The sequence below is a fragment of the Streptomyces sp. NBC_01198 genome (genome assembly GCF_036010485.1).
GTDB lineage: Bacteria > Actinomycetota > Actinomycetes > Streptomycetales > Streptomycetaceae > Actinacidiphila.
On record NZ_CP108568.1, the window covers coordinates 3,922,270 to 3,939,902 of the forward strand.

Below are 17,633 nucleotides of genomic sequence, written 5' to 3' on the forward strand. Positions count from 1 at the left end.
TCAGCGGGGGTGGCCGGGTAGGCGGTGCCTGAGAACCACTGAACTCCACCTCTGGAGGCGGGCATTGTGGGTATCGGAGGCTGCATCATCCTGATCGCGGTCGGCGCGGTCATCACCTTCGCGACGGACTGGCACGCCAAGGGCGTCAACATGGATCTGCTCGGCCTGATCATGATGGCCGTCGGCATGATCGGCCTTGCGGCCTACGTGAGCATCTTCAAGCGGCGCCGGATCCCCCCGACCGCGGCCGGCGACGTGCCGCCCGTGGTCGAGGAGCGCTACTACACCGACCGGCGCTACTGAGCCGGAGCCGCGTCCATTCCGGCCAGCACCAGGGCCAGCCGGCGCTCGCCGGTGTCGGTCAGCCGGACCGGGACGCCCCAGTCCTGCTGGTGCACGTGGCACGCGGGATACTCGTTGGCCGGGTCGTCGTCGCAGGACGCGGCCATGGCCGAGACATGCAGGACGCCCTCCGGTACGGACGGGTCGAGCACCAGTTCGCGACGCAGGTCCGTCCCCTTGCCCGCGCCCTCCGCCAGCAGTTCCGGCGGGGTGGCGCTGACCAGCAGCCGGGTGGACGGCCCGTAGCGCTCGTCCAGCTTCTGGCCGGCCGGCGCGGAGAAGACCACGTCGAGCCGGAAGGCGCCGGCCGCGACATCGGTGGCGGCCCGCTGCGTGCGGTGCGCCACGGCCTCGACGCTTACCGCCTCCTCGGGCAGGTGCAGCCGGGTCAGCCGGTGCGCCGCCGACTCCACGACGACGATGTCGCCCTCCACCACGGCCGCGTCCGACGGCTCGCGCAGATCGGTGGCCAGCGTGCTGACCTCACCGGTGGCCGGGTCGTAGCGGCGCAGCGCGTTGTTGTACGTGTCGCTGACCGCGACCGAGCCGTCCGGCAGTCCGGTGACGCCGAGCGGATGCTGCAGCAGCGCCTGCCCGGCCGGGCCGTCGCGGTGGCCGAAGTCGAACAGGCCGGTGCCGACGGCGGTACGGATGACGTAGCCCTCGCCCTCGGTGGCCCGCTCGACCCAGCGCAGCGCCGACGTCTCGGAGTCCGCGATCCACATCCGGCTCCCGGCCGCCGCCAGCCCGGACGGCTGCGCGAACCAGGCGTCGGCGGCGCGGCCGTCGACCAGGCCCTCGTTGGTGGTACCCGCCGCCACCTCGATGCGGCCGGCCGCCGGGTCGTACGTCCACAGTTGGTGGACGCCGGCCATCGCGATCCACACCCGGTCCTCGAACCACGCCACGTCCCACGGCGAGGACAGGTCCACCTCGCGCGCCTCGCCGCTGGTCGGCGACCCCTGCCACCACTGGCGGCCGGTGCCGGCCTCCGTCGTGACCCGGCCGCTGTCCAGGTCGAGCCTGCGCAGCGCGTGGTTGACGGTGTCCGCGACGATCACGCCGCCGTCGGGCAGCAGGGCCAGCCCCTGCGGCTCGCTGAACCGCGCGGTCGCCGCGTCGCCGTCCGCGAAGCCGCGCTCGCCGCTGCCGATCCGGCGTACGACGCTCTGGCCGTCCGCCGCCAGCTCCACCAGGGCGTGCCGCGTCGAGTCCGACACCAGGTAGTGCCCGGAGCCGGGCAGCGCCAGCATCTTGCCCGGGAAGCGCAGATCGGTCGCCACCGGCTCAGGCGGCACGTACACGCCCTCGCCGCGCCGCAGCGTGCCCTTCGCCCCGTGCTCGGCCTCCAGGTCCGTGACCAGCCGCTCCAGCGCGTGCGCGTGCCCCTCGCCGGCGTGCTGCGCGACGACGTAGCCCTCCGGGTCGATCACCACCAGCGTCGGCCACGCCCGGACCGCGTACTGCTTCCAGGTCGCCAGCTGCGGGTCGTCGAGCACCGGGTGGTGCACCGCGTACCGCTCGACGGCGTCGACCACGGCCTGGTGCTCCGCCTCGTGCACGAACTTCGGCGAGTGCACGCCAACGATCACCACGGTGTCGCGGTGCCGCTCCTCCAGCTCGCGCAGCTCGTCGAGAACATGCAGGCAGTTCACACAGCAGAAGGTCCAGAAGTCCAGGATCACGATGGATCCGCGCAGGTCGGCGAGGGTGGGGGTGGCCTCGCCCGTATTCAGCCAGCCGCCCTTGCCGATCAGCTCGGGCGCCCGGACGCGTGCACGTGCAGTCATATCCCCATCCAACAGCATCACGAGGGGTAGGCATTCCCCCATGAAATACGTAGTGCGGGAGAAGATGTTCGCCGTCGGCGACGACTACTGGATCGAGGACGAGGACGGCCGCAAGGCCTTCTACGTCGACGGGAAGGCGCTCAGGGTCAGGGAGACCCTGGAGCTCCAGGACCCGTCAGGTGCGGTGCTCGTCGTCATCCACAAGAAGCTGATCTCCGTGCGGGACGCGATGACGATCGAGCGGGACGGCGACGTCCTGGTCACCGTCCGCAAGAAGCGGCTCACCCTGCTGCACGAGGCCTACCGCGCCCACCTCGCCTCCGGCGAGGAGCTGGAGATCCGCGGCGACCTCATCGGCAAGGAGTTCGACATCGAGTACGAGGGGGAGCGCCTCGCCCGCATCTCGCGCCGCTGGTTCTCCCTCCGCGACGCGTACGCGATCGACATCGAACGGCCCGACGCGGACGCCGCGATGCTCATCGCGATCGCCATCTGCGTCGACCGCCTGGTCGTGGAGGAGGACTAGCCCTCCGGGGGTTCGCCAGACCCCCCGGGCGGTGCCACGTGCGGTGGCCGCCGCCCAGGGGGGTGCCACGTGTGGTGGCGGTGCGTCTTTCCCAGCGTCGTGGTTGCGCGCGCAGTTCGCCACGCAGCGCAGGATGCGAGGGCCACCGCGAGTGGCACCCCCCAGGCGCGCGCTACGCCTCCCGCAGGGGAGCGACGCCGAGGACGCGGTCGCGGAGTACCGGAAAATCCGTGCGGGTCGCGGCGACCCTGCCCGGGTCGAGGTCGACGGTGAGGACCTCCTCGGCGTCGCCGGCCTCGGCGAGGACGGCCCCCCAGGGGTCGACGACCATGCTGTGGCCGGCCTGCGGCACCCCCGCGTGCGTCCCCGCGGTCCCGCACGCGAGCACGTAGGCCTGGTTCTCCACCGCCCGCGCCTGCACCAGCACCCGCCAGTGCGCGAGCCGTCGCGCGGGCCACCCCGCCGGGATGACCAGCATCTCGGCGCCCTCGTCGACCAGCAGCCGGAACTGCTCGGGAAAGCGCAGGTCGTAGCAGGTCGCGAGGCCGAGCACGCCGTGCGGCAGCCGCGCGGCGACGATCCGCGAGCCCCCCGCCATGAGCACCGCCTCACCGCGGTCGAAGCCGAAGCGGTGGATCTTGCGATAGGCGGCGTGCAGCGTCCCGTCCGGCGCGAAGAGCAGCGAGGTGTTGTAGAGCGGCCCGTCGGGCCACGGCTCGCGTTCGACGATCGAACCGGCGTGCAGCCACACCCCCGCGTCCCGCGCGGCAGCGCTCATCGCCTCGGCGGTGGGACCGCCGTCGACCCGCTCGGCGCCGGCCGCGAAGTCGTCCGAGGCGAAGGCGCCGACCGGCCACAATTCGGGCAGCACGACAAGATCCGCGCCCGCCTGGGCGCGGACGAGGGCAGCCGCACGGCGCCGCCGGTCGGCGGTGGTCTCGGCCGGGTCGACCTCGATCTGGAGAAGCGTTGCGCGCACCTGGACACCGCCCATACGTTGGGTCGTCAAGCCGGGCCTACCATCGTCACTCGAAAGCACTGCGTGGGCGCCCGCGCGCAGCGTAACTTAGGCGCCAACCACCACGACCGCGCACCGATCCGTCGAGGGGTCCCGTGACCGTCCACAGCAAGCTCCAGCCGTATATCGACGCCTGGACCCACTCCATAGAGTCCATCAACGAACTGGTGACCCCACTGGCCGAGGGGGAGTGGAACCGCCCCACGGAGTGCCCCTACTGGTCGGTGCGCGACATCGTGTCCCACATCATCGGCTTCGAGTGCGAGCTGCTCGGCGATCCGCGCCCGATCCACACACTTCCCAGCGATCTCCGGCACATCACCAGCGAGGCCGCGCGCTACACCGAGGTGCCGGTCGACATCCGGCGGCACCACACCGCCCCCGAGATGACCTCGGAGCTGGAGTACACGATCATCCGCAGGTCGCGGCAGCTGCGCAACGAGACACGGCAGCCGGACGCGGAGGTACGGGCGATCGGCGGCGGCGAGGTCACCCTTGAGGAGCAGTTGTGGGCGCGCGTCTTTGACGTATGGGTGCACGAGCAGGACCTGCGCAGGGCCCTGGACACGCCGGGCAACCTGGCGTCCGCCGAGGCCGTGCTGGCCCGTGACCACCTGCTGCGCTCGCTGCCGAAGCTGGTCGCGCACGACGCGGGTGCCAAGGCCGGGGCCGCGGTGGTCTTCGACGTGCACGGGCCGCTGGAGTTCATGCGGACGGTGCGGGTCAACGCCGAGGGCCGCGGGTCCATCGACTCGGCGGTCTCCCTGGGCCCCGCGGTGACCTTCGCCCTGGACTGGGAGACCTTCCTGCGGCTGCTGACCGGCCGGGTGCGGCCCGCGGCGGTCGCCGACCGGCTCAAGATCGAGGGCGACACGGCGCTGGCCGAGACGATCCTGCAGCACATCGCGGTGACGCGCTGAGGCGGTCCCGGGACCGTGGGAGGGCCGGTGGCGGCGGGTGCGAACCCGCCGGCACCGGCCCTTTGCATATAACCGACGGATCGTCAAGAGCGGTGTGAATCGGGCGACTTCGGCGAGTAGGGTGCAGAGCGCGGAAATCCCTCACGACTCTCGCGTCCCGGGGAATGCTCCGCTTTCCGCCGGCCCTTCTCCCCCCTCCGCCCCCACGGCTCACGGCAGGCGGCCGGCTGCCGGCCACCGCCACGAGGTAGCTATCGATGTCAGCCGCAGCGCAGCCCCCGTCACCCCCGCCTCCTCCCCCGCTCGCGGGCCCGCCCCGCAGAGCGCCGGTGTGGCCGGTCCACGGTCCGCCGGTGGCCGCCACCCTCGCGGTCGCCGCGGCCGGCGGCTGGGCGGTGTCGCGTACCGCGGCCGTCGACCGGCCCACCGTCGGCGTGCTGGCGGCCGCGGCGGCGCTGCTGCTCGGCGCGGTGGTCGCGCTGGCCGGCGTCTGGTCGCGGACGGCAGACCGGCTGGCGGCGGAGACCGCCAGGGCCGGGCTGGCCGCGGACGCGGCGCGGGCGGCGAACGACCGGGAGACCGCCCTGCGGGCGGGCCTGGCGGCCGAGACGGCGCGGGCGGCGGCGCTGGAGGACGCGGCGGACCGGTTGACCGAGGTGATCCTGCCCGCGGCGGCCGAGCAGCTGCGCTCGGGCAAGTCGGCGCCGACGGTGCTCGCCAGGCTGGAGCGCACGCCAGGTGCCGCCCACCAGCGGCTGCTTGAGGCGCTGGTCGGCGAGGTCGGCGCCAGCGAGCGGATGCGGGCCGCGGTCATGGCGGCCTGCGCGAACACCGCGAGCCGGGTGCAGGCGCTGACCACCAGCATGCTCGCCGACCTGCGCGACATGCAGATGCGGCACGGCGAGGAGGTGCTCGGCGACCTGCTGCTGATCGACCACCAGACCTCGCAGGCGGGGCGGATGGCGGACAGCATCGCGGTGATCACCGGGTCCCGCTCGGGCCGCCGCTGGACCCGGCCGATCGTGATGGAGAGCATCCTGCGCGGCGCGCTGGGCCGGATCAACGAATACCGCCGGGTGCGGCTGCACTCCGCCTCCACCGCGGCGGTCGCCGGTTACGCGGCCGAGGGCGTCATGCACGCCCTCGCCGAGATCATGGACAACGCGACCATCTTCTCGCCGCCGACCGAGGAGGTGCACGTGTACGTGCAGGAGACGCACACCGGTGTCGTCGTCACCGTCGAGGACGGCGGCCTGGAGATGCCGCCCTCCACGCTGCTGCGGGCCGAGAGGCTGGTGTCGGCCGCGCCGCTGGACCTGCGTGACCTGTCGGGGACCCGCTTCGGGCTCGCGGTGGTGGGCTGCCTGGCCCGCAAGTACGGCCTGACGGTGTCCTTCCGTCCCTCCTCGCGGGGCGGCACGGGCGTGGTGGTGCTGATCCCGCCGAAGCTGATCACCCGGCCCCGCGAGGACTGGCCGCCGCTGCCCGCCCAGAACGCCTGGGGCCACGACCGCGCCCGCGCCGCGCTGCCGCCGGCGCGTACGGAAGCGCGTACGGAACCCGCGCGTACGGCCGCGGGGGACGCGGACGCCGGGCGTACCGACCGCGTGACCGACGGGGACGGGCACGTGGAGGGCGTACGCGCCGCCGCGCCGCCGCTGCCCAAGCGGACCAGGGGCCGGACGCTGGCCGAGTCCGGGCATCTGGACCTCATCGCCGCGGCCGCACGGCCCCGCTCCGCGGCCGCCGCGGAGCGGGACGCGCAGTCCAGGGCCACGTCAGGTGAGCGCTTCCGCGCCTTCCGCCGGGCCGCACTCGGAGAACCGCACACAGGACAGGACACCGACAGATGACCACGACCGACCGCAGCCTGGACTGGCTGCTGGAGAATCTGCTGGCGAGGACCCCGGGCGCCCGGCACGCGCTGGTGCTGTCCAGGGACGGCCTCAAGCTGTGCCTGTCGTCGGGCCTGAGCGCGGACCGCGCCGACCAGCTCGCCGCCATCGCGTCCGGCATCCAGAGCCTGTCGCACGGCGCCTCGATGGAGTTCGGGGACGGCAGCGGCGGGGTCAGGCAGTCGATGACCGAATTCCACGGCGGCATCCTCTTCATCGTCGAGGCGGGCGAGGGCGCGCATCTGGCGGTGATCGGCGACGACGGGGCCGACCCGGGGATCGTCGGGCACACCATGAACGAGCTGGTCGAGCAGATCGGCAGCTACCTGCGCGCCGACCCGCGCGGCACCGGCGACGGGCCCGACCTGCCGTCGGCGCGGCTGCCCGGCGGGCGGCAGCCGGCATGAGCCGGGCCGGGGACCCGGGCCGGGGTCCGGTGGACAGCGGCGAGCCGGACCGGCTGTACGTGGTCACCGGCGGCAGGTCCCGCACCCACGAGGACTCCTTCGACCTGGTGACCCTGGTGGTCAGCGAGGGCGAACCGGCCCGCGGCATGCAGTCCGAGCACATCAGGATCCTGGAGCTGTGCCGCCGCCCGGTGGCCGTGGTCGAGCTGTCCTCGCATCTGGCCATGCCGGTCGGCGTGGTCAAGATCCTGCTCTGCGACCTGCTGGACTCCGGCGGCATCACCGCACGGCACCCCCGCTCGGCCGGCCGCGGCTCCCAGCTCCCGCCCCGCGACACGTTGAAGAAGGTGCTCCTTGCGCTCCAGAAGCTCTGAGCCGGTGGACACCCCGCCGCTGCGGGCCACCGCCGCCGACGGCCTGAAGATCGTCGTCGTGGGCGGCTTCGGGGTCGGCAAGACCACCCTGGTCGGCTCGGTCAGCGAGATCCGCCCGCTGAGCACCGAGGAGACGATGACGCAGGCGAGCGTGGGGGTGGACGAGCTGAAGAGCTCGACCGACAAGACCACCACCACCGTCGCCTTCGACTTCGGGCGGATCACCCTGGACGACGAGATGGTGCTGTACCTGTTCGGCGCCCCCGGGCAGAAACGCTTCTGGTTCCTGTGGGAGCGGCTGTTCTCCGGCACCCTCGGCGCCGTCGTGCTGGTCGACACCCGCCACGTCGCCGACTGCTGGTACTCGATCGACCGCCTCGAACACCACGGGCTGCCCTTCGTCGTGGCCCGCAACAACTTCGGGGAGCCCGACCACACGCTGGAGCAGCTGCGGGAGGCGCTGTCGCTGCCGCCCGGCGTGCCGCTGATCGACTGCGACGCGCGCAGGCGCGACTCCGGCGTCGAGGTGCTGACCGCCCTCGTCACCCATCTGCACACCCTGTCGTACGCCCGGGAGACCACGCCGTGACCACCCACCAGGACCACCCCGCCCCGCCGGCCGCAGCCCCGCCCGCCGCGGCGGAGACGGCGGTGCCGATGCGCTCGCTGGACTTCGAGTCCGACCCCGCCGACCTCTACCGGCGGCTGCGCCGCGCGCACGGCCCGGTCGCGCCGGTCCTGCTGGACGACGACATCCCGGCCTGGCTGGTGCTCGGCTACCGCGAGTTGCACTACGTCACCGCCAACCCGGAGATCTTCGCCCGCGATTCGCGCCGCTGGCACGCCTGGGACCGCATCCCGCCGGACTGGCCGCTGCTGCCCTACGTGATGCACACCGCCTCGGTGCTCTTCACCGAGGGCGCCGACCACCGGCGCCGCTCCGGGGCGATCACCGACGTGCTGGACACGGTCGACCAGTACGAACTGCGGGTCGCCGCCGAGGCGGTGGGCGACCGGCTGGTCGACGGCTTCGCGGGCGCCGGGCACGCCGAGCTGATGGCCGACTACGCCGGGCAGGTCCCGCTGCGGGTAGTGGCCGGCCTGTTCGGCCTGGACGAGGACGAGACCGGCACCCTGGAGGCGGACATGGCCGCCTCCCTGGACGACGGTCCCGGCGCGGTGGACGCCTACCAGCGCATCCACGCCACGATGGAGATGCTGCTCGACCGCGGCCGGGAGGCCCCAGGACCCGATGTGCCGTCCCGCCTGCTGCGGCACCCGGCGGGGCTGGCGGACGAGGAGATCATCCAGGACATGATCTCCATCATGGCGGCGGGGCAGCAGCCCACCTCCAACTGGATCGGCAACACCCTGCGGTTGATGCTCACCGACGACCGCTTCGCGGTGACGCTCTCCGGCGGCCGCCGCAACGTCGGCCAGGCGCTCAACGAGGTGCTGTGGGCGGACACCCCGACGCAGAACTTCATCGGCCGGTGGGCCGCCAGGGACACCACGCTGGCCGGGCGGCGGATCGCCAAGGGCGACTGCGTGGTGCTGGGCCTGGCCGCCGCCAACACCGACCCGCAGGTGCGCCCGGACTTCACCGCGGGCTCGACCGGCAACCAGGCGCATCTGTCGTTCAGCCACGGCGAGCACCGCTGCCCGGCCCCGGCCCCGGAGATGGCCGAGGTGATCTCCCGGGCGGCGGTGGAGGTGCTGCTCGACCGGCTGCCCGACCTGGCGCTGTCGGTGCCGGCCGGCCAACTGGTGTGGCGCCCCTCGGTGTGGATGCGCGGTCCTGCCCAGTTGCCGGTGCGGTTCACCGCGTTGTGAGCCGGCCCGCCCCCTCAGGCGGCCTGCGGCGCAGGCGTGAAGCGCACCGGCAGCGTCCCCGGGCCGCGGGTGAAGACACCCTGCTCGACGGCCTGTTCGCCGTCGTCCGGTGCCACATCCGGCATGGCGTCCAGCAGTTGGCCGACGCCGACCTCGATCTCCGCCTTGGCCAGCAGCGCGCCCACGCAGAAGTGCCGCCCGAGCGCGAAGGCCAGGTGGTCGGCGGCGGCCGAGAAGGCGTTCGCGGTGGTCAGGTCCTGGCGGTGGACGTCGTAGGTGTCCGGGTCGGCGTAGCGCGCCGGGTCGCGGTTGGCCGCGCCGATCAGGCACGTCACCGTGGAACCGGCCGGCACCGTACCGCCGCTCAGGGTCACGTCACGCGACGGCTGCCGCATGATCATGTGCACCGGCGGGCTGAAGCGCAGCGTCTCGGCGAAGGCCGCCGGGATCAGCGAGCGGTCCGCGCGTACGGCCGCCAACTGCTCGGGGTTCGCCAGCAGGTTGCGGAAGACGCCCGCGACCGCCTTGTCGGTGGTCTCGCCGCCCGCCGCGAGCAGCAGGCTGACGAAGGCCTTCACGTCCTCGTCGGACATCGTCACGCCGTCGATCTCGGCCGTGCACAGCGTCGAGAGCAGGTCGTCCCCGGGGTGCGCCCGCCGCTCCTGGATCACCGGGATCATGTACGCCGCCAGCTCCTCGCGGGTACGCAGCCCCGCTGCGGTGACCTCGGGGTCCTGGCTGAGGTTGCTCAGGAAGGCGATGATCGCGGTGTACCAGCCGTGGAAGCGGTCGTGGTCGGAGCGGTCGAGGCCGAGCATGTCGACGATGACGTTGATCGGGAAGCGGGTGGCGAAGTCCGCGACCAGGTCGGCGCGTCCCGCCGTACGGAAGCCGTCGATCAGCTCGGCGGCGTTGCGTTCGATGACCGGCAGGAACTTCTCCTGCAACTCCCGGCCGCGGAAGGCCGGGGCGACCAGCGCCCGGCGTACGGAGTGCTCCCTGCCGTCCATCTGCAGGATCGTCCTGCCGTGCACGGGGGCGATCTGCCAGTCGTAGTTGTCGCTGGTGAAGACCGGGTCCTTGAAGGCGCGCTCCACGTCCTCGTACCGCGAGACGAGGTAGCTGTCGGTGGCCTCGTGCCGGACCAGCGGGTGGTCCGCGCGCAGGATCCGGTAGGCGCTGTAGGGGTCGGCCGCGAATTCGGCCGACAGGATGTCGGGTGCCGCGTGCGCAGAGCTCATGGCGCTCCCTCGCGATGACGTCAACTCATCGGTGAGATTAGCGAGTTGTCACCCAAAAGGGCATAGCGCCCGCTGCCGCCCGTGACGTGCCCGCGGCTCCCACGCCCGTGACGTGCCCGCCGCTCACTCCCCGCTGAGCCCGCCGCTCACTCTCCGCTGACCGCGGCGGCCGAGGAGCGGTGCACGCTCTCCACCCGGCTGACCGCGATGCGCTCGCGCTCCAGACGCTCGCTGTGCCGCCGCAGCCGCAGTATCTGCGCGGTCCCGACCGCCTGGAGGACGAAGACGCTGCTCCACGCCACCCGGTAGTTGTCGCCGGTGGCGTCCAGCAGCACCCCGACCGCCAGCAGGGTGAGCATCGAGGCCGTGAAGCCGCCGATGTTGACGATGCCGGACGCCGTACCGAAGCGCTCCGGCGGGTTGGCCGGGCGGGCGAAGTCGAAGCCGATCATCGAGCCGGGGCCGCAGGCGCCCAGCACCACGCACAGCAGTATCAGCAGCCACACCGGGTCCTGCCCGCCGGGCCAGCCGAGCACCGCCGCCCAGATCCCCGCGGTCGCCGCGATCACACCCAGCGTCAGCGGCATCCTGGCCCCGTGGTGGCGGGAGATCAGCTGGCCGAAGACCATCCCGAAGACCATGTTGGCCAGCACCACCAGCGTCAGCAGGCTGCCCGCGGTGCCGCGCGAGAGCCCCTGGTCCTCCACCAGGTAGGGCAGCCCCCACAGCAGCAGGAAGACCATGCCGGAGAACTGCGTGGTGAAGTGCGTCCACATCCCCAGCCGGGTCCCCGGCTCGGCCCAGGACGCGGCGATCTGCCGCCGCACGTAGGCCAGTCCTGCGTGTTCGGCCGGCGCGGGCTCGAAGCCCTCGGGGTGGTCCTTGAGGAACAGCGCCACCAGCAGCAGCACGAAGGCGCCGCCGATCGCCGTGCCCAGGAAGGTCGGCGTCCAGCCCGCCGAGTGCAGCAGCCGGGACAGCGCGACCGTCGAGACCAGGTTGCCCGCCACCCCGAACAGCGCGGCCCCCTGCGCGACCATCGGCCCGCGGCGGGCCGGGAACCAGCGCGAGCCCAGCCGCAGCACGCTCACGAAGGTCATCGCGTCGCCACAGCCCAGCACCGCCCGGGCGGCCAGCGCCATGCCGTACGAGTGCGACAGCGCGAAGGCCAGCTGCCCGCTGGTGAAGAGCACCGCCCCCAGCATCAGCACCCGCTTGGTGCCGAGCCGGTCCACCATCAGGCCGACGGGTATCTGCATCCCCGCGTAGACCAGCACCTGGAGGATCGAGAACGACGAGAGGGCCGAGGCCCCGATGTGGAAGCGGTCGGCGGCGTCGATGCCGGCCACGCCGAGGCTGGTGCGGTGCACCACCGCCACCAGGTAGACCAGGGTGCCGACGCCCCAGACCAGGACGGCCCGCCGGCCGCCCGGCGGGTCGCCCGGCAGTGCCTTCGCCGTCACGACTCGCCCCGGGCCAGGACGCCGACCCGCGACAGGTGCCGGCGCACGGCGGCCTCCGCCTGCCGCGCGCCGCCGTGGCGCAGCGCGTCCAGGATCGCGGTGTGCTCGGCGATGTTCATGGCCACGCGGCTGGGCTCGGCGTGCATGGTGGCCACGCCCATCCGCAGCTGGCGGTCCCGCAGCTGGTCGTAGAGCTGGGCGAGGATACGGTTGCCGGCCGCGCCCACGATCTCCGCGTGGAAGGTGCGGTCGGCGACCGCGAAGGCCGCCAGGTCCCCGGCGGCCGCGTGCCCGCGCTGCTCGGCGAGCAGCTCCTCCAGCCGGGCGACCAGCCGCCCGGGCAGCGCGCCCACCAGCTTGGCGACCGCGTGCTGCTCCACCAGCAGCCGGGTCTCGACGACGTCGGCGATCTCCTGCGCGGAGACCGGCAGCACCAGGGCGCCCTTCTTCGGATAGAGCTTGAGCAGCCCTTCCGCCTCCAGCCGCAGCAGCGCCTCGCGCACCGGCGTGCGCGACACCCCGACGGCGTCGGCCAGATCCCCCTCGGTGAGCAGCGTCCCGCCTTCGTAACTGCGGTCAAGCACCCCCGCCTTGACATGCAGATAGACCCGCTCGGCGGCGGGCGGCGACTTGACGGCGACCGGGGTCGCGACGGCTGCTGCATCCATGATGCGCACATCATAGATGCAACAGGTCACCATCCGGCATGCTGTCCCGCAGTGCGGACGCCGGGCCGCCGACCAGCCCGCTGGCTAGGGCGCTACGGCGCTACGGGCGGATCGTGCTGACCAGGTCGGCGGTCGAGGCGACGGTGGACTGGATCGTGGGGGCCAGGCTGGTGCCGGCCAGGCAGAAGCCGAGCAGGCCGCACACGAGGGCGTGGCTGACCTTGAGGTTCTTGTTGTGCATCAGCAGTGCCGCGATGACGATCAGCAGCAGGACGACGGAGACAGAGACGACCATAGGGCGATAGCAGCACAATTCGGCCGCGATGCGCGGGAAACACGCAGGAGCGGGGGCTCCCGGACGTTTGTCCACCGGGAGCCCCCGCTGCGGGGGGGCGGCGCTGGGTGCGGGTGACCGCGCCTGTGCCTGTGCCTGCCTGTGCCTTACGCGTTACGACCTGCGCCTCACGCCCAGGTGATCAGCCGCTTGGGCTGTTCCAGGATCGCGGCCACGTCCGCCAGGACCTTGGAGCCCAGCTCGCCGTCGACCAGCCGGTGGTCGAAGGAGAGCGCGAGGGTGGTGACATGGCGCGGCTTGACCTTGCCCTTGTGCACCCACGGCTGGAGCTTGACCGCGCCGAAGGCGAGGATCGCGGACTCCCCGGGATTCAGGATGGGCGTGCCGGTGTCGACGCCGAAGACGCCGACGTTGGTGATGGTGACGGTGCCCCCCTGCATGTCGGCCGGCGAGGTCCTGCCCTCGCGTGCGGTGGCGACCAGGTCGCCCAGCGCGGACGCCAGTTCGGGCAGCGTCCTGTCCTGGGCGTCCTTGATGTTGGGCACGATCAGCCCGCGCGGGGTCGCCGCGGCGATGCCCAGGTTGACGTACGCCTTCTGGACGATCTCCTGCGCCGCCTCGTCCCAGGCGGAGTTGACCTGGGGGTGGCGGCGGATCGCCACCAGCAGTGCCTTGGCCACCAGCAGCAGCGGGCTGACCTTGAGGCCGGTGAAGGCGCGGTCCTCCTTCAGCTCCTGGACCAGTTTCATCGTCCTGGTGATGTCGAAGGTCACGAACTCCGTGACGTGCGGAGCCGTGAATGCGCTGGCCACCATCGCCTGCGCGGTGGCCTTGCGCACACCCTTGATCGGGGTGCGCGTCTCACGCGCGCCGGGCACCGCCTCGACGGCAGGGGCGGCCGCCGGGAGCGTCGCCGGGGGCGCGGCCGCGGCCCGGATGTCCTCCCGGGTCACCACGCCGTTCGGGCCGGTCGGCACGACGGTGGCCAGGTCGATGCCCAGCTCCTTGGCGAGCTTGCGCACCGGCGGCTTGGCCAGCGGCCGTTCGGCCCTGACCGGTGTGGTGGCCGGGGCGGGCACCTGCGCCGGGGCCGGGGCGGGCGCCCCGGCCGGGGGCGCGGCCGGAGCCGTGCCGTTGACCGGCGGCGCCGCCTGCTTGCGCGGCCTGCGGGTCGTCGAGGACGGCGCGACCCCGTAACCCACCAGCACCGCCTGCCGCTTGGCGGCCGGCTGCGGCGCCTCCACGGGTGCGGCCGGCGCGGGCACGGTCTCCGCGGGTGCGGGCGCGTCGCCCTCCCGGGTGCCTGCACCGGCGTCCACCACGATGATCGGCGTACCGACGTCCACCGTCGTGCCCTCGTCGAAGCGGATCTCGCTGACCACCCCGTCGTAGGGGATGGGCAGTTCGACGGCCGCCTTGGCCGTCTCGACCTCGCAGATCACCTGCCCGTCGGTGACGGTGTCGCCCACCGCCACGTACCACTTGAGGATCTCCGCCTCGGTGAGGCCTTCGCCGACGTCCGGCATCCGGAACTCCCGGAAGCGCTGCGCCTGTGCGGTCATGGTCGTCACAACCCTCTCCTCAGTACGCCAGCGCGCGGTCGACGGCGTCGAGTACGCGGTCCAGGCCCGGCAGGTACTCCTCCTCCAGGCGGGCCGGCGGGTAGGGGGCGTGGAAGCCGCCGACCCGCAGTACAGGCGCCTCAAGGTGGTAGAAGCAGCGCTCGGCGATCCGGGCTGCGATCTCGGCGCCCGCGCCGTAGAAGACCGGGGCCTCGTGCACGACGACCAGCCGGCCGGTCCGCCGCACCGACGCCTGGATCGTGTCGAAGTCGATCGGCGAGAGCGAGCGGAGGTCCACGACCTCCAGGCTACGGCCCTCGTTGGCGGCCGCGGCCGCCGCCTCCAGGCACACCTTCACCATCGGGCCGTACGCCGCGAGCGTCACGTCCGTGCCCGGCTGGGCGATGACCGCCTGGTGCAGGTCGCCGGGCAGCGCGGAGACGTCGACCTCGCCCTTGTCCCAGTAGCGCCGCTTCGGCTCGAAGAAGATGACCGGGTCGTCGCACTCGATGGCCTGCTGCAGCATCCAGTAGGCGTCGGAGGCGTTGGAAGGCGAGACGACCTTGAGCCCGGGGATGTGCGCGAAAAGCGCCTCGGGCGACTCGCTGTGGTGCTCGACCGCGCCGATGCCGCCGCCGTAGGGGATGCGGATGACGACCGGCAGCTTGATCTTGCCGAGCGCGCGGGCGTGCATCTTGGCCAGCTGCGTGACGATCTGGTCGTACGCGGGGAAGACGAAGCCGTCGAACTGGATCTCCACCACCGGGCGGTAGCCGCGCAGCGCCAGCCCGATCGCCGTACCGACGATGCCCGACTCGGCGAGCGGGGTGTCGATGACCCGCCCCTCGCCGAAGTCCTTGTGCAGGCCGTCGGTGATACGGAAGACGCCGCCGAGCTTTCCGACGTCCTCGCCCATGATGAGGACCTTGGGGTCGTTCTCCAGCGCCTTGCGCAGGGATTCGTTGAGGGCCTTGGCCACTGCCATCGTCTGGGTCATGATCAGTGCCCCGTTCCCACGGTCGAGCCCACGGTCGTGTCCCCGGTGTCGAAGGACTCCAGGTATGCGGCGAACTGCGCGCGCTCCTCGTCGACGAGCGCGCTGCCGTCCGCGTAGACGTTCTCGAAGATCGCCATGGTGCCGGGGTTCGGCATGTTCCGCACGCCCTCGCGCACCCGCTTGGCCAGCGCGTCGCTCTCCGCGTCGATCTCCGCGTAGAAGGCCTCGTCGGCGATGCCCTCGCGCTCCAGGTAGGTCTTCAGCCGGGCGATGGGGTCCTTGGACGCCCACTCCTCGCGCTCCTCGTCGCGCCGGTAGCGCGTCGGGTCGTCGGTCGTGGTGTGCGCGCCCATCCGGTACGTGAACGCCTCGACCAGCATCGGCCCCTGCCCGCTGCGGGCGTGGTCGAGGGCGGCCCTGGTGACGGCGAGCACCGCGAGCACGTCGTTGCCGTCGACCCGGACGCCGGGGAAGCCGAAGCCGGCCGCGCGCTGGTAGATCGGCACCCGGGACTGCTTCTCGGTCGGCTCGGAGATGGCCCACTGGTTGTTCTGGCAGAAGAAGACCACGGGCGCGTTGTACACCGCGGCGAAGGTGAAGGCCTCGGCCACGTCGCCCTGGCTGGAGGCGCCGTCGCCGAAGTAGGCGATCACGGCGGCGTCGGCGCCGTCCTTGGCCACCCCCATGGCGTAACCCGTGGCGTGCAGCGTCTGTGAGCCGATGACGATGGTGTAGAGCTGGAAGTTGTTCTCGTTGGGGTCCCAGCCGCCGTGGTTCACACCGCGGAACATCCCCAGCAGGTTGAGCGGGTCCACGTCCCGCGTCCAGGCCACGCCGTGCTCGCGATACGTCGGGAACACGTAGTCGTCGGGCCTGGTGGCGCGCCCGGAACCGATCTGCGCGGCCTCCTGGCCGAGCAGCGAGGCCCACAGGCCCAGCTCGCCCTGCCGCTGCAAGGTGATCGCCTCGGCGTCGAAACGCCGGGTCAGCACCATGTCGCGGTACAGGCCGCGCAGCTCTTCCGGCGTCAGGTCGATCGCGTAGTCGTCGTGCTCGACCCGCTCGCCCTCGGGGGTCAGCAGCTGTACGAGCCCCGGCTCTCCGCTACCGCGCTTCGCGACGGCTGCGCGGGTCGTCCGCCCCCTGCCTTTGGCGGGGGCACCCCCAGCGGCAGTGCTCTTCACGCTCACGTTCGCTCCTCCGTCTGTCCGGCCCCCGGGATCTGCCGGGGAGCAGGATGGGGCCTCCCCCACGTGATCGGGGGGCGGCGCACCTGGTCCGGCGGGACGCACGGGGTGTGTGCGGCATGGCCGAACCAGGCGTGACAGCGTCCCGGCGGATGGCCTGCAACACAGACGTTACCCAGAAGTCCCGCATTCGCGCGAAGCCGTCCGACCTGCGGTTTTGCTTGGATTTCCTAGTAAGTACGCGGGCGCGGCGCTTTCCGGGCAGCCGGCCCGGCCGTCGCCGGCCTGCCGGTCGACCTGTTGTCGCAGGCCACCGGGACAACGGCACCGTATCTCGGATGCCGGACATCCGTAAGGGGCCGCCCGGGGGTGCGCCGGGTCCGCGGGAGGCAGACCGGCGCGCGGGGTGCGAGGCTGGGCACGTGAGTGAAAACGGACATATACGGGTTTTCCTACTGGACGACCACGAACTGGTGCGCCGCGGCGTCAACGACCTGCTGTCGGTCGATCCGTCGATCGAGATCGTCGGCGAGGCGGCCAGCGCGACCGAGGCGATGGACCGGGTGCCCGACGCGCATCCCGACGTCGCCGTGCTGGACGTACGGCTGCCGGACGGCAGCGGCGTCGAGGCCTGCCGCGAGATCCGCTCGCGCGACGAGTCGGTGAAGTGCCTGATGCTCACGTCCTTCGCGGACGACGAGGCACTCTTCGACGCGGTCATGGCAGGCGCGGCAGGCTACGTCCCCAAGGTCATCAGGGGCGACGACCTGATCAGCGCCGTACGCGAGGTCGCCGCCGGCCACTCGCTGCTCGATCCGGCCGCCACCGCCCAGGTGATCGAGCGGCTCAGGGACGGCGGCGCCCGCAGCGAGCAGGATGAGCGGCTCGGCGACCTCACCGGCCAGGAGCGGCGGCTGCTCGACCTGATCGGCGAGGGGCTCACCAACCGCGAGATCGGCGAGCAGACCGGGCTGGCGGAGAGCGCCGTCAGGAAGTCGATGTCCGCGATGCTGGCGAAGCTCGGCATGGAGCGCCTGACGCAGGCGGAGGCCTATGCGGCGCGAGTGACGAAGCCGGTGCCATAACGGCCGTAGTCGGCATAAGGGTGCCCTTAG

The 17,633-nt window shown here is 72.5% G+C and carries 18 protein-coding genes; 9 read left to right on the forward strand and 9 right to left on the reverse strand.

What is annotated here, in order from left to right:
* The first annotated feature begins 66 nt into the window (after positions 1 to 66).
* Positions 67 to 303, forward strand: a complete 237-nt coding sequence (locus OG702_RS17590; protein ID WP_327289840.1) for a hypothetical protein — start codon at positions 67 to 69, stop codon at positions 301 to 303.
* Here the strand turns inward: OG702_RS17590 and OG702_RS17595 are convergent.
* A complete protein-coding gene (locus tag OG702_RS17595; protein ID WP_327289841.1) occupies positions 297 to 2,132 on the reverse strand; it encodes an NHL domain-containing thioredoxin family protein in 1,836 nt (611 codons plus the stop codon). The two genes, OG702_RS17590 and OG702_RS17595, sit on opposite strands and share 7 nt — an antisense overlap.
* A gap of 40 nt (positions 2,133 to 2,172) precedes the next feature.
* Here OG702_RS17595 and OG702_RS17600 point away from each other — a divergent pair, with 40 nt between their 5' ends.
* Positions 2,173 to 2,658 (forward strand): LURP-one-related/scramblase family protein, encoded by a 486-nt coding sequence (locus OG702_RS17600; protein WP_327289842.1) that lies wholly within the window; start codon positions 2,173 to 2,175, stop codon positions 2,656 to 2,658.
* A gap of 172 nt (positions 2,659 to 2,830) precedes the next feature.
* Here OG702_RS17600 and OG702_RS17605 read toward each other — a convergent pair whose 3' ends face one another.
* Positions 2,831 to 3,637: a carbon-nitrogen family hydrolase gene (locus OG702_RS17605; RefSeq protein ID WP_327289843.1), complete on the reverse strand. Its 807-nt coding sequence runs from the start codon at positions 3,635 to 3,637 to the stop codon at positions 2,831 to 2,833.
* A 134-nt stretch (positions 3,638 to 3,771) separates the two neighbouring features.
* Here OG702_RS17605 and OG702_RS17610 point away from each other — a divergent pair, with 134 nt between their 5' ends.
* The 6 genes from OG702_RS17610 to OG702_RS17635 all read left to right on the forward strand — a co-directional run bounded on the left by OG702_RS17610 (position 3,772) and on the right by OG702_RS17635 (position 9,105).
* Positions 3,772 to 4,596, forward strand: a complete 825-nt coding sequence (locus OG702_RS17610) for a maleylpyruvate isomerase family mycothiol-dependent enzyme (protein WP_327289844.1) — start codon at positions 3,772 to 3,774, stop codon at positions 4,594 to 4,596.
* A gap of 353 nt (positions 4,597 to 4,949) precedes the next feature.
* Complete coding sequence (locus tag OG702_RS17615; RefSeq protein ID WP_327289845.1) at positions 4,950 to 6,449, forward strand: ATP-binding protein; 1,500 nt, start codon at positions 4,950 to 4,952, stop codon at positions 6,447 to 6,449.
* Positions 6,446 to 6,898 (forward strand): roadblock/LC7 domain-containing protein, encoded by a 453-nt coding sequence (locus OG702_RS17620; protein WP_327289846.1) that lies wholly within the window; start codon positions 6,446 to 6,448, stop codon positions 6,896 to 6,898. The genes OG702_RS17615 and OG702_RS17620 overlap by 4 nt, the downstream gene beginning before the upstream one ends.
* Positions 6,895 to 7,272, forward strand: a complete 378-nt coding sequence (locus tag OG702_RS17625; RefSeq protein ID WP_327289847.1) for a DUF742 domain-containing protein — start codon at positions 6,895 to 6,897, stop codon at positions 7,270 to 7,272. The genes OG702_RS17620 and OG702_RS17625 overlap by 4 nt, the downstream gene beginning before the upstream one ends.
* On the forward strand, positions 7,253 to 7,861 hold the full coding sequence (locus OG702_RS17630; protein ID WP_327289848.1) for a GTP-binding protein: 609 nt from the start codon (positions 7,253 to 7,255) through the stop codon (positions 7,859 to 7,861). Before OG702_RS17625 ends, OG702_RS17630 begins: the two co-directional genes overlap by 20 nt.
* On the forward strand, positions 7,858 to 9,105 hold the full coding sequence (locus tag OG702_RS17635; RefSeq protein ID WP_442814455.1) for a cytochrome P450: 1,248 nt from the start codon (positions 7,858 to 7,860) through the stop codon (positions 9,103 to 9,105). Before OG702_RS17630 ends, OG702_RS17635 begins: the two co-directional genes overlap by 4 nt.
* Before the next feature lie 14 nt (positions 9,106 to 9,119).
* Here the strand turns inward: OG702_RS17635 and OG702_RS17640 are convergent, their stop codons facing one another.
* The 7 genes from OG702_RS17640 to pdhA form a co-directional block, all read right to left on the reverse strand.
* On the reverse strand, positions 9,120 to 10,346 hold the full coding sequence (locus tag OG702_RS17640) for a cytochrome P450 (RefSeq protein ID WP_327289849.1): 1,227 nt from the start codon (positions 10,344 to 10,346) through the stop codon (positions 9,120 to 9,122).
* Positions 10,347 to 10,492: 146 nt separating this feature from the next.
* On the reverse strand, positions 10,493 to 11,809 hold the full coding sequence (locus tag OG702_RS17645; protein ID WP_327289850.1) for an MFS transporter: 1,317 nt from the start codon (positions 11,807 to 11,809) through the stop codon (positions 10,493 to 10,495).
* Complete coding sequence (locus OG702_RS17650) at positions 11,806 to 12,477, reverse strand: GntR family transcriptional regulator (protein ID WP_327289851.1); 672 nt, start codon at positions 12,475 to 12,477, stop codon at positions 11,806 to 11,808. Before OG702_RS17650 ends, OG702_RS17645 begins: the two co-directional genes overlap by 4 nt.
* Before the next feature lie 100 nt (positions 12,478 to 12,577).
* Entirely contained in the window at positions 12,578 to 12,772 is a 195-nt protein-coding gene (locus tag OG702_RS17655; RefSeq protein ID WP_327289852.1) for a hypothetical protein, read from the reverse strand.
* Between the two features lie 167 nt (positions 12,773 to 12,939).
* On the reverse strand, positions 12,940 to 14,334 hold the full coding sequence (locus OG702_RS17660) for a dihydrolipoamide acetyltransferase family protein (RefSeq protein WP_327293266.1): 1,395 nt from the start codon (positions 14,332 to 14,334) through the stop codon (positions 12,940 to 12,942).
* A 19-nt stretch (positions 14,335 to 14,353) separates the two neighbouring features.
* On the reverse strand, positions 14,354 to 15,331 hold the full coding sequence (locus tag OG702_RS17665) for an alpha-ketoacid dehydrogenase subunit beta (RefSeq protein ID WP_327289853.1): 978 nt from the start codon (positions 15,329 to 15,331) through the stop codon (positions 14,354 to 14,356).
* Positions 15,332 to 15,333: 2 nt separating this feature from the next.
* Positions 15,334 to 16,521 (reverse strand): pyruvate dehydrogenase (acetyl-transferring) E1 component subunit alpha, encoded by a 1,188-nt coding sequence (gene pdhA, locus OG702_RS17670; protein ID WP_327289854.1) that lies wholly within the window; start codon positions 16,519 to 16,521, stop codon positions 15,334 to 15,336.
* Positions 16,522 to 16,940: 419 nt separating this feature from the next.
* Here pdhA and OG702_RS17675 point away from each other — a divergent pair, with 419 nt between their 5' ends.
* A complete protein-coding gene (locus tag OG702_RS17675) occupies positions 16,941 to 17,603 on the forward strand; it encodes a response regulator transcription factor (RefSeq protein ID WP_327289855.1) in 663 nt (220 codons plus the stop codon).
* The last annotated feature ends 30 nt before the right edge of the window (positions 17,604 to 17,633 follow it).

Coding starts and splice junctions, on each gene's coding strand:
- OG702_RS17640 (WP_327289849.1), bottom strand. CDS start 10,346: ATGAGCTCTGCGCACGCGGCACCCGACATCCTGTCGGCCGAATTCGCG.
- OG702_RS17665 (WP_327289853.1), bottom strand. CDS start 15,331: ATGACCCAGACGATGGCAGTGGCCAAGGCCCTCAACGAATCCCTGCGC.
- OG702_RS17655 (WP_327289852.1), bottom strand. CDS start 12,772: ATGGTCGTCTCTGTCTCCGTCGTCCTGCTGCTGATCGTCATCGCGGCA.
- OG702_RS17595 (WP_327289841.1), bottom strand. CDS start 2,132: ATGACTGCACGTGCACGCGTCCGGGCGCCCGAGCTGATCGGCAAGGGC.
- OG702_RS17650 (WP_327289851.1), bottom strand. CDS start 12,477: ATGGATGCAGCAGCCGTCGCGACCCCGGTCGCCGTCAAGTCGCCGCCC.
- OG702_RS17625 (WP_327289847.1), top strand. CDS start 6,895: ATGAGCCGGGCCGGGGACCCGGGCCGGGGTCCGGTGGACAGCGGCGAG.
- OG702_RS17660 (WP_327293266.1), bottom strand. CDS start 14,334: ATGACCGCACAGGCGCAGCGCTTCCGGGAGTTCCGGATGCCGGACGTC.
- OG702_RS17620 (WP_327289846.1), top strand. CDS start 6,446: ATGACCACGACCGACCGCAGCCTGGACTGGCTGCTGGAGAATCTGCTG.
- OG702_RS17600 (WP_327289842.1), top strand. CDS start 2,173: ATGAAATACGTAGTGCGGGAGAAGATGTTCGCCGTCGGCGACGACTAC.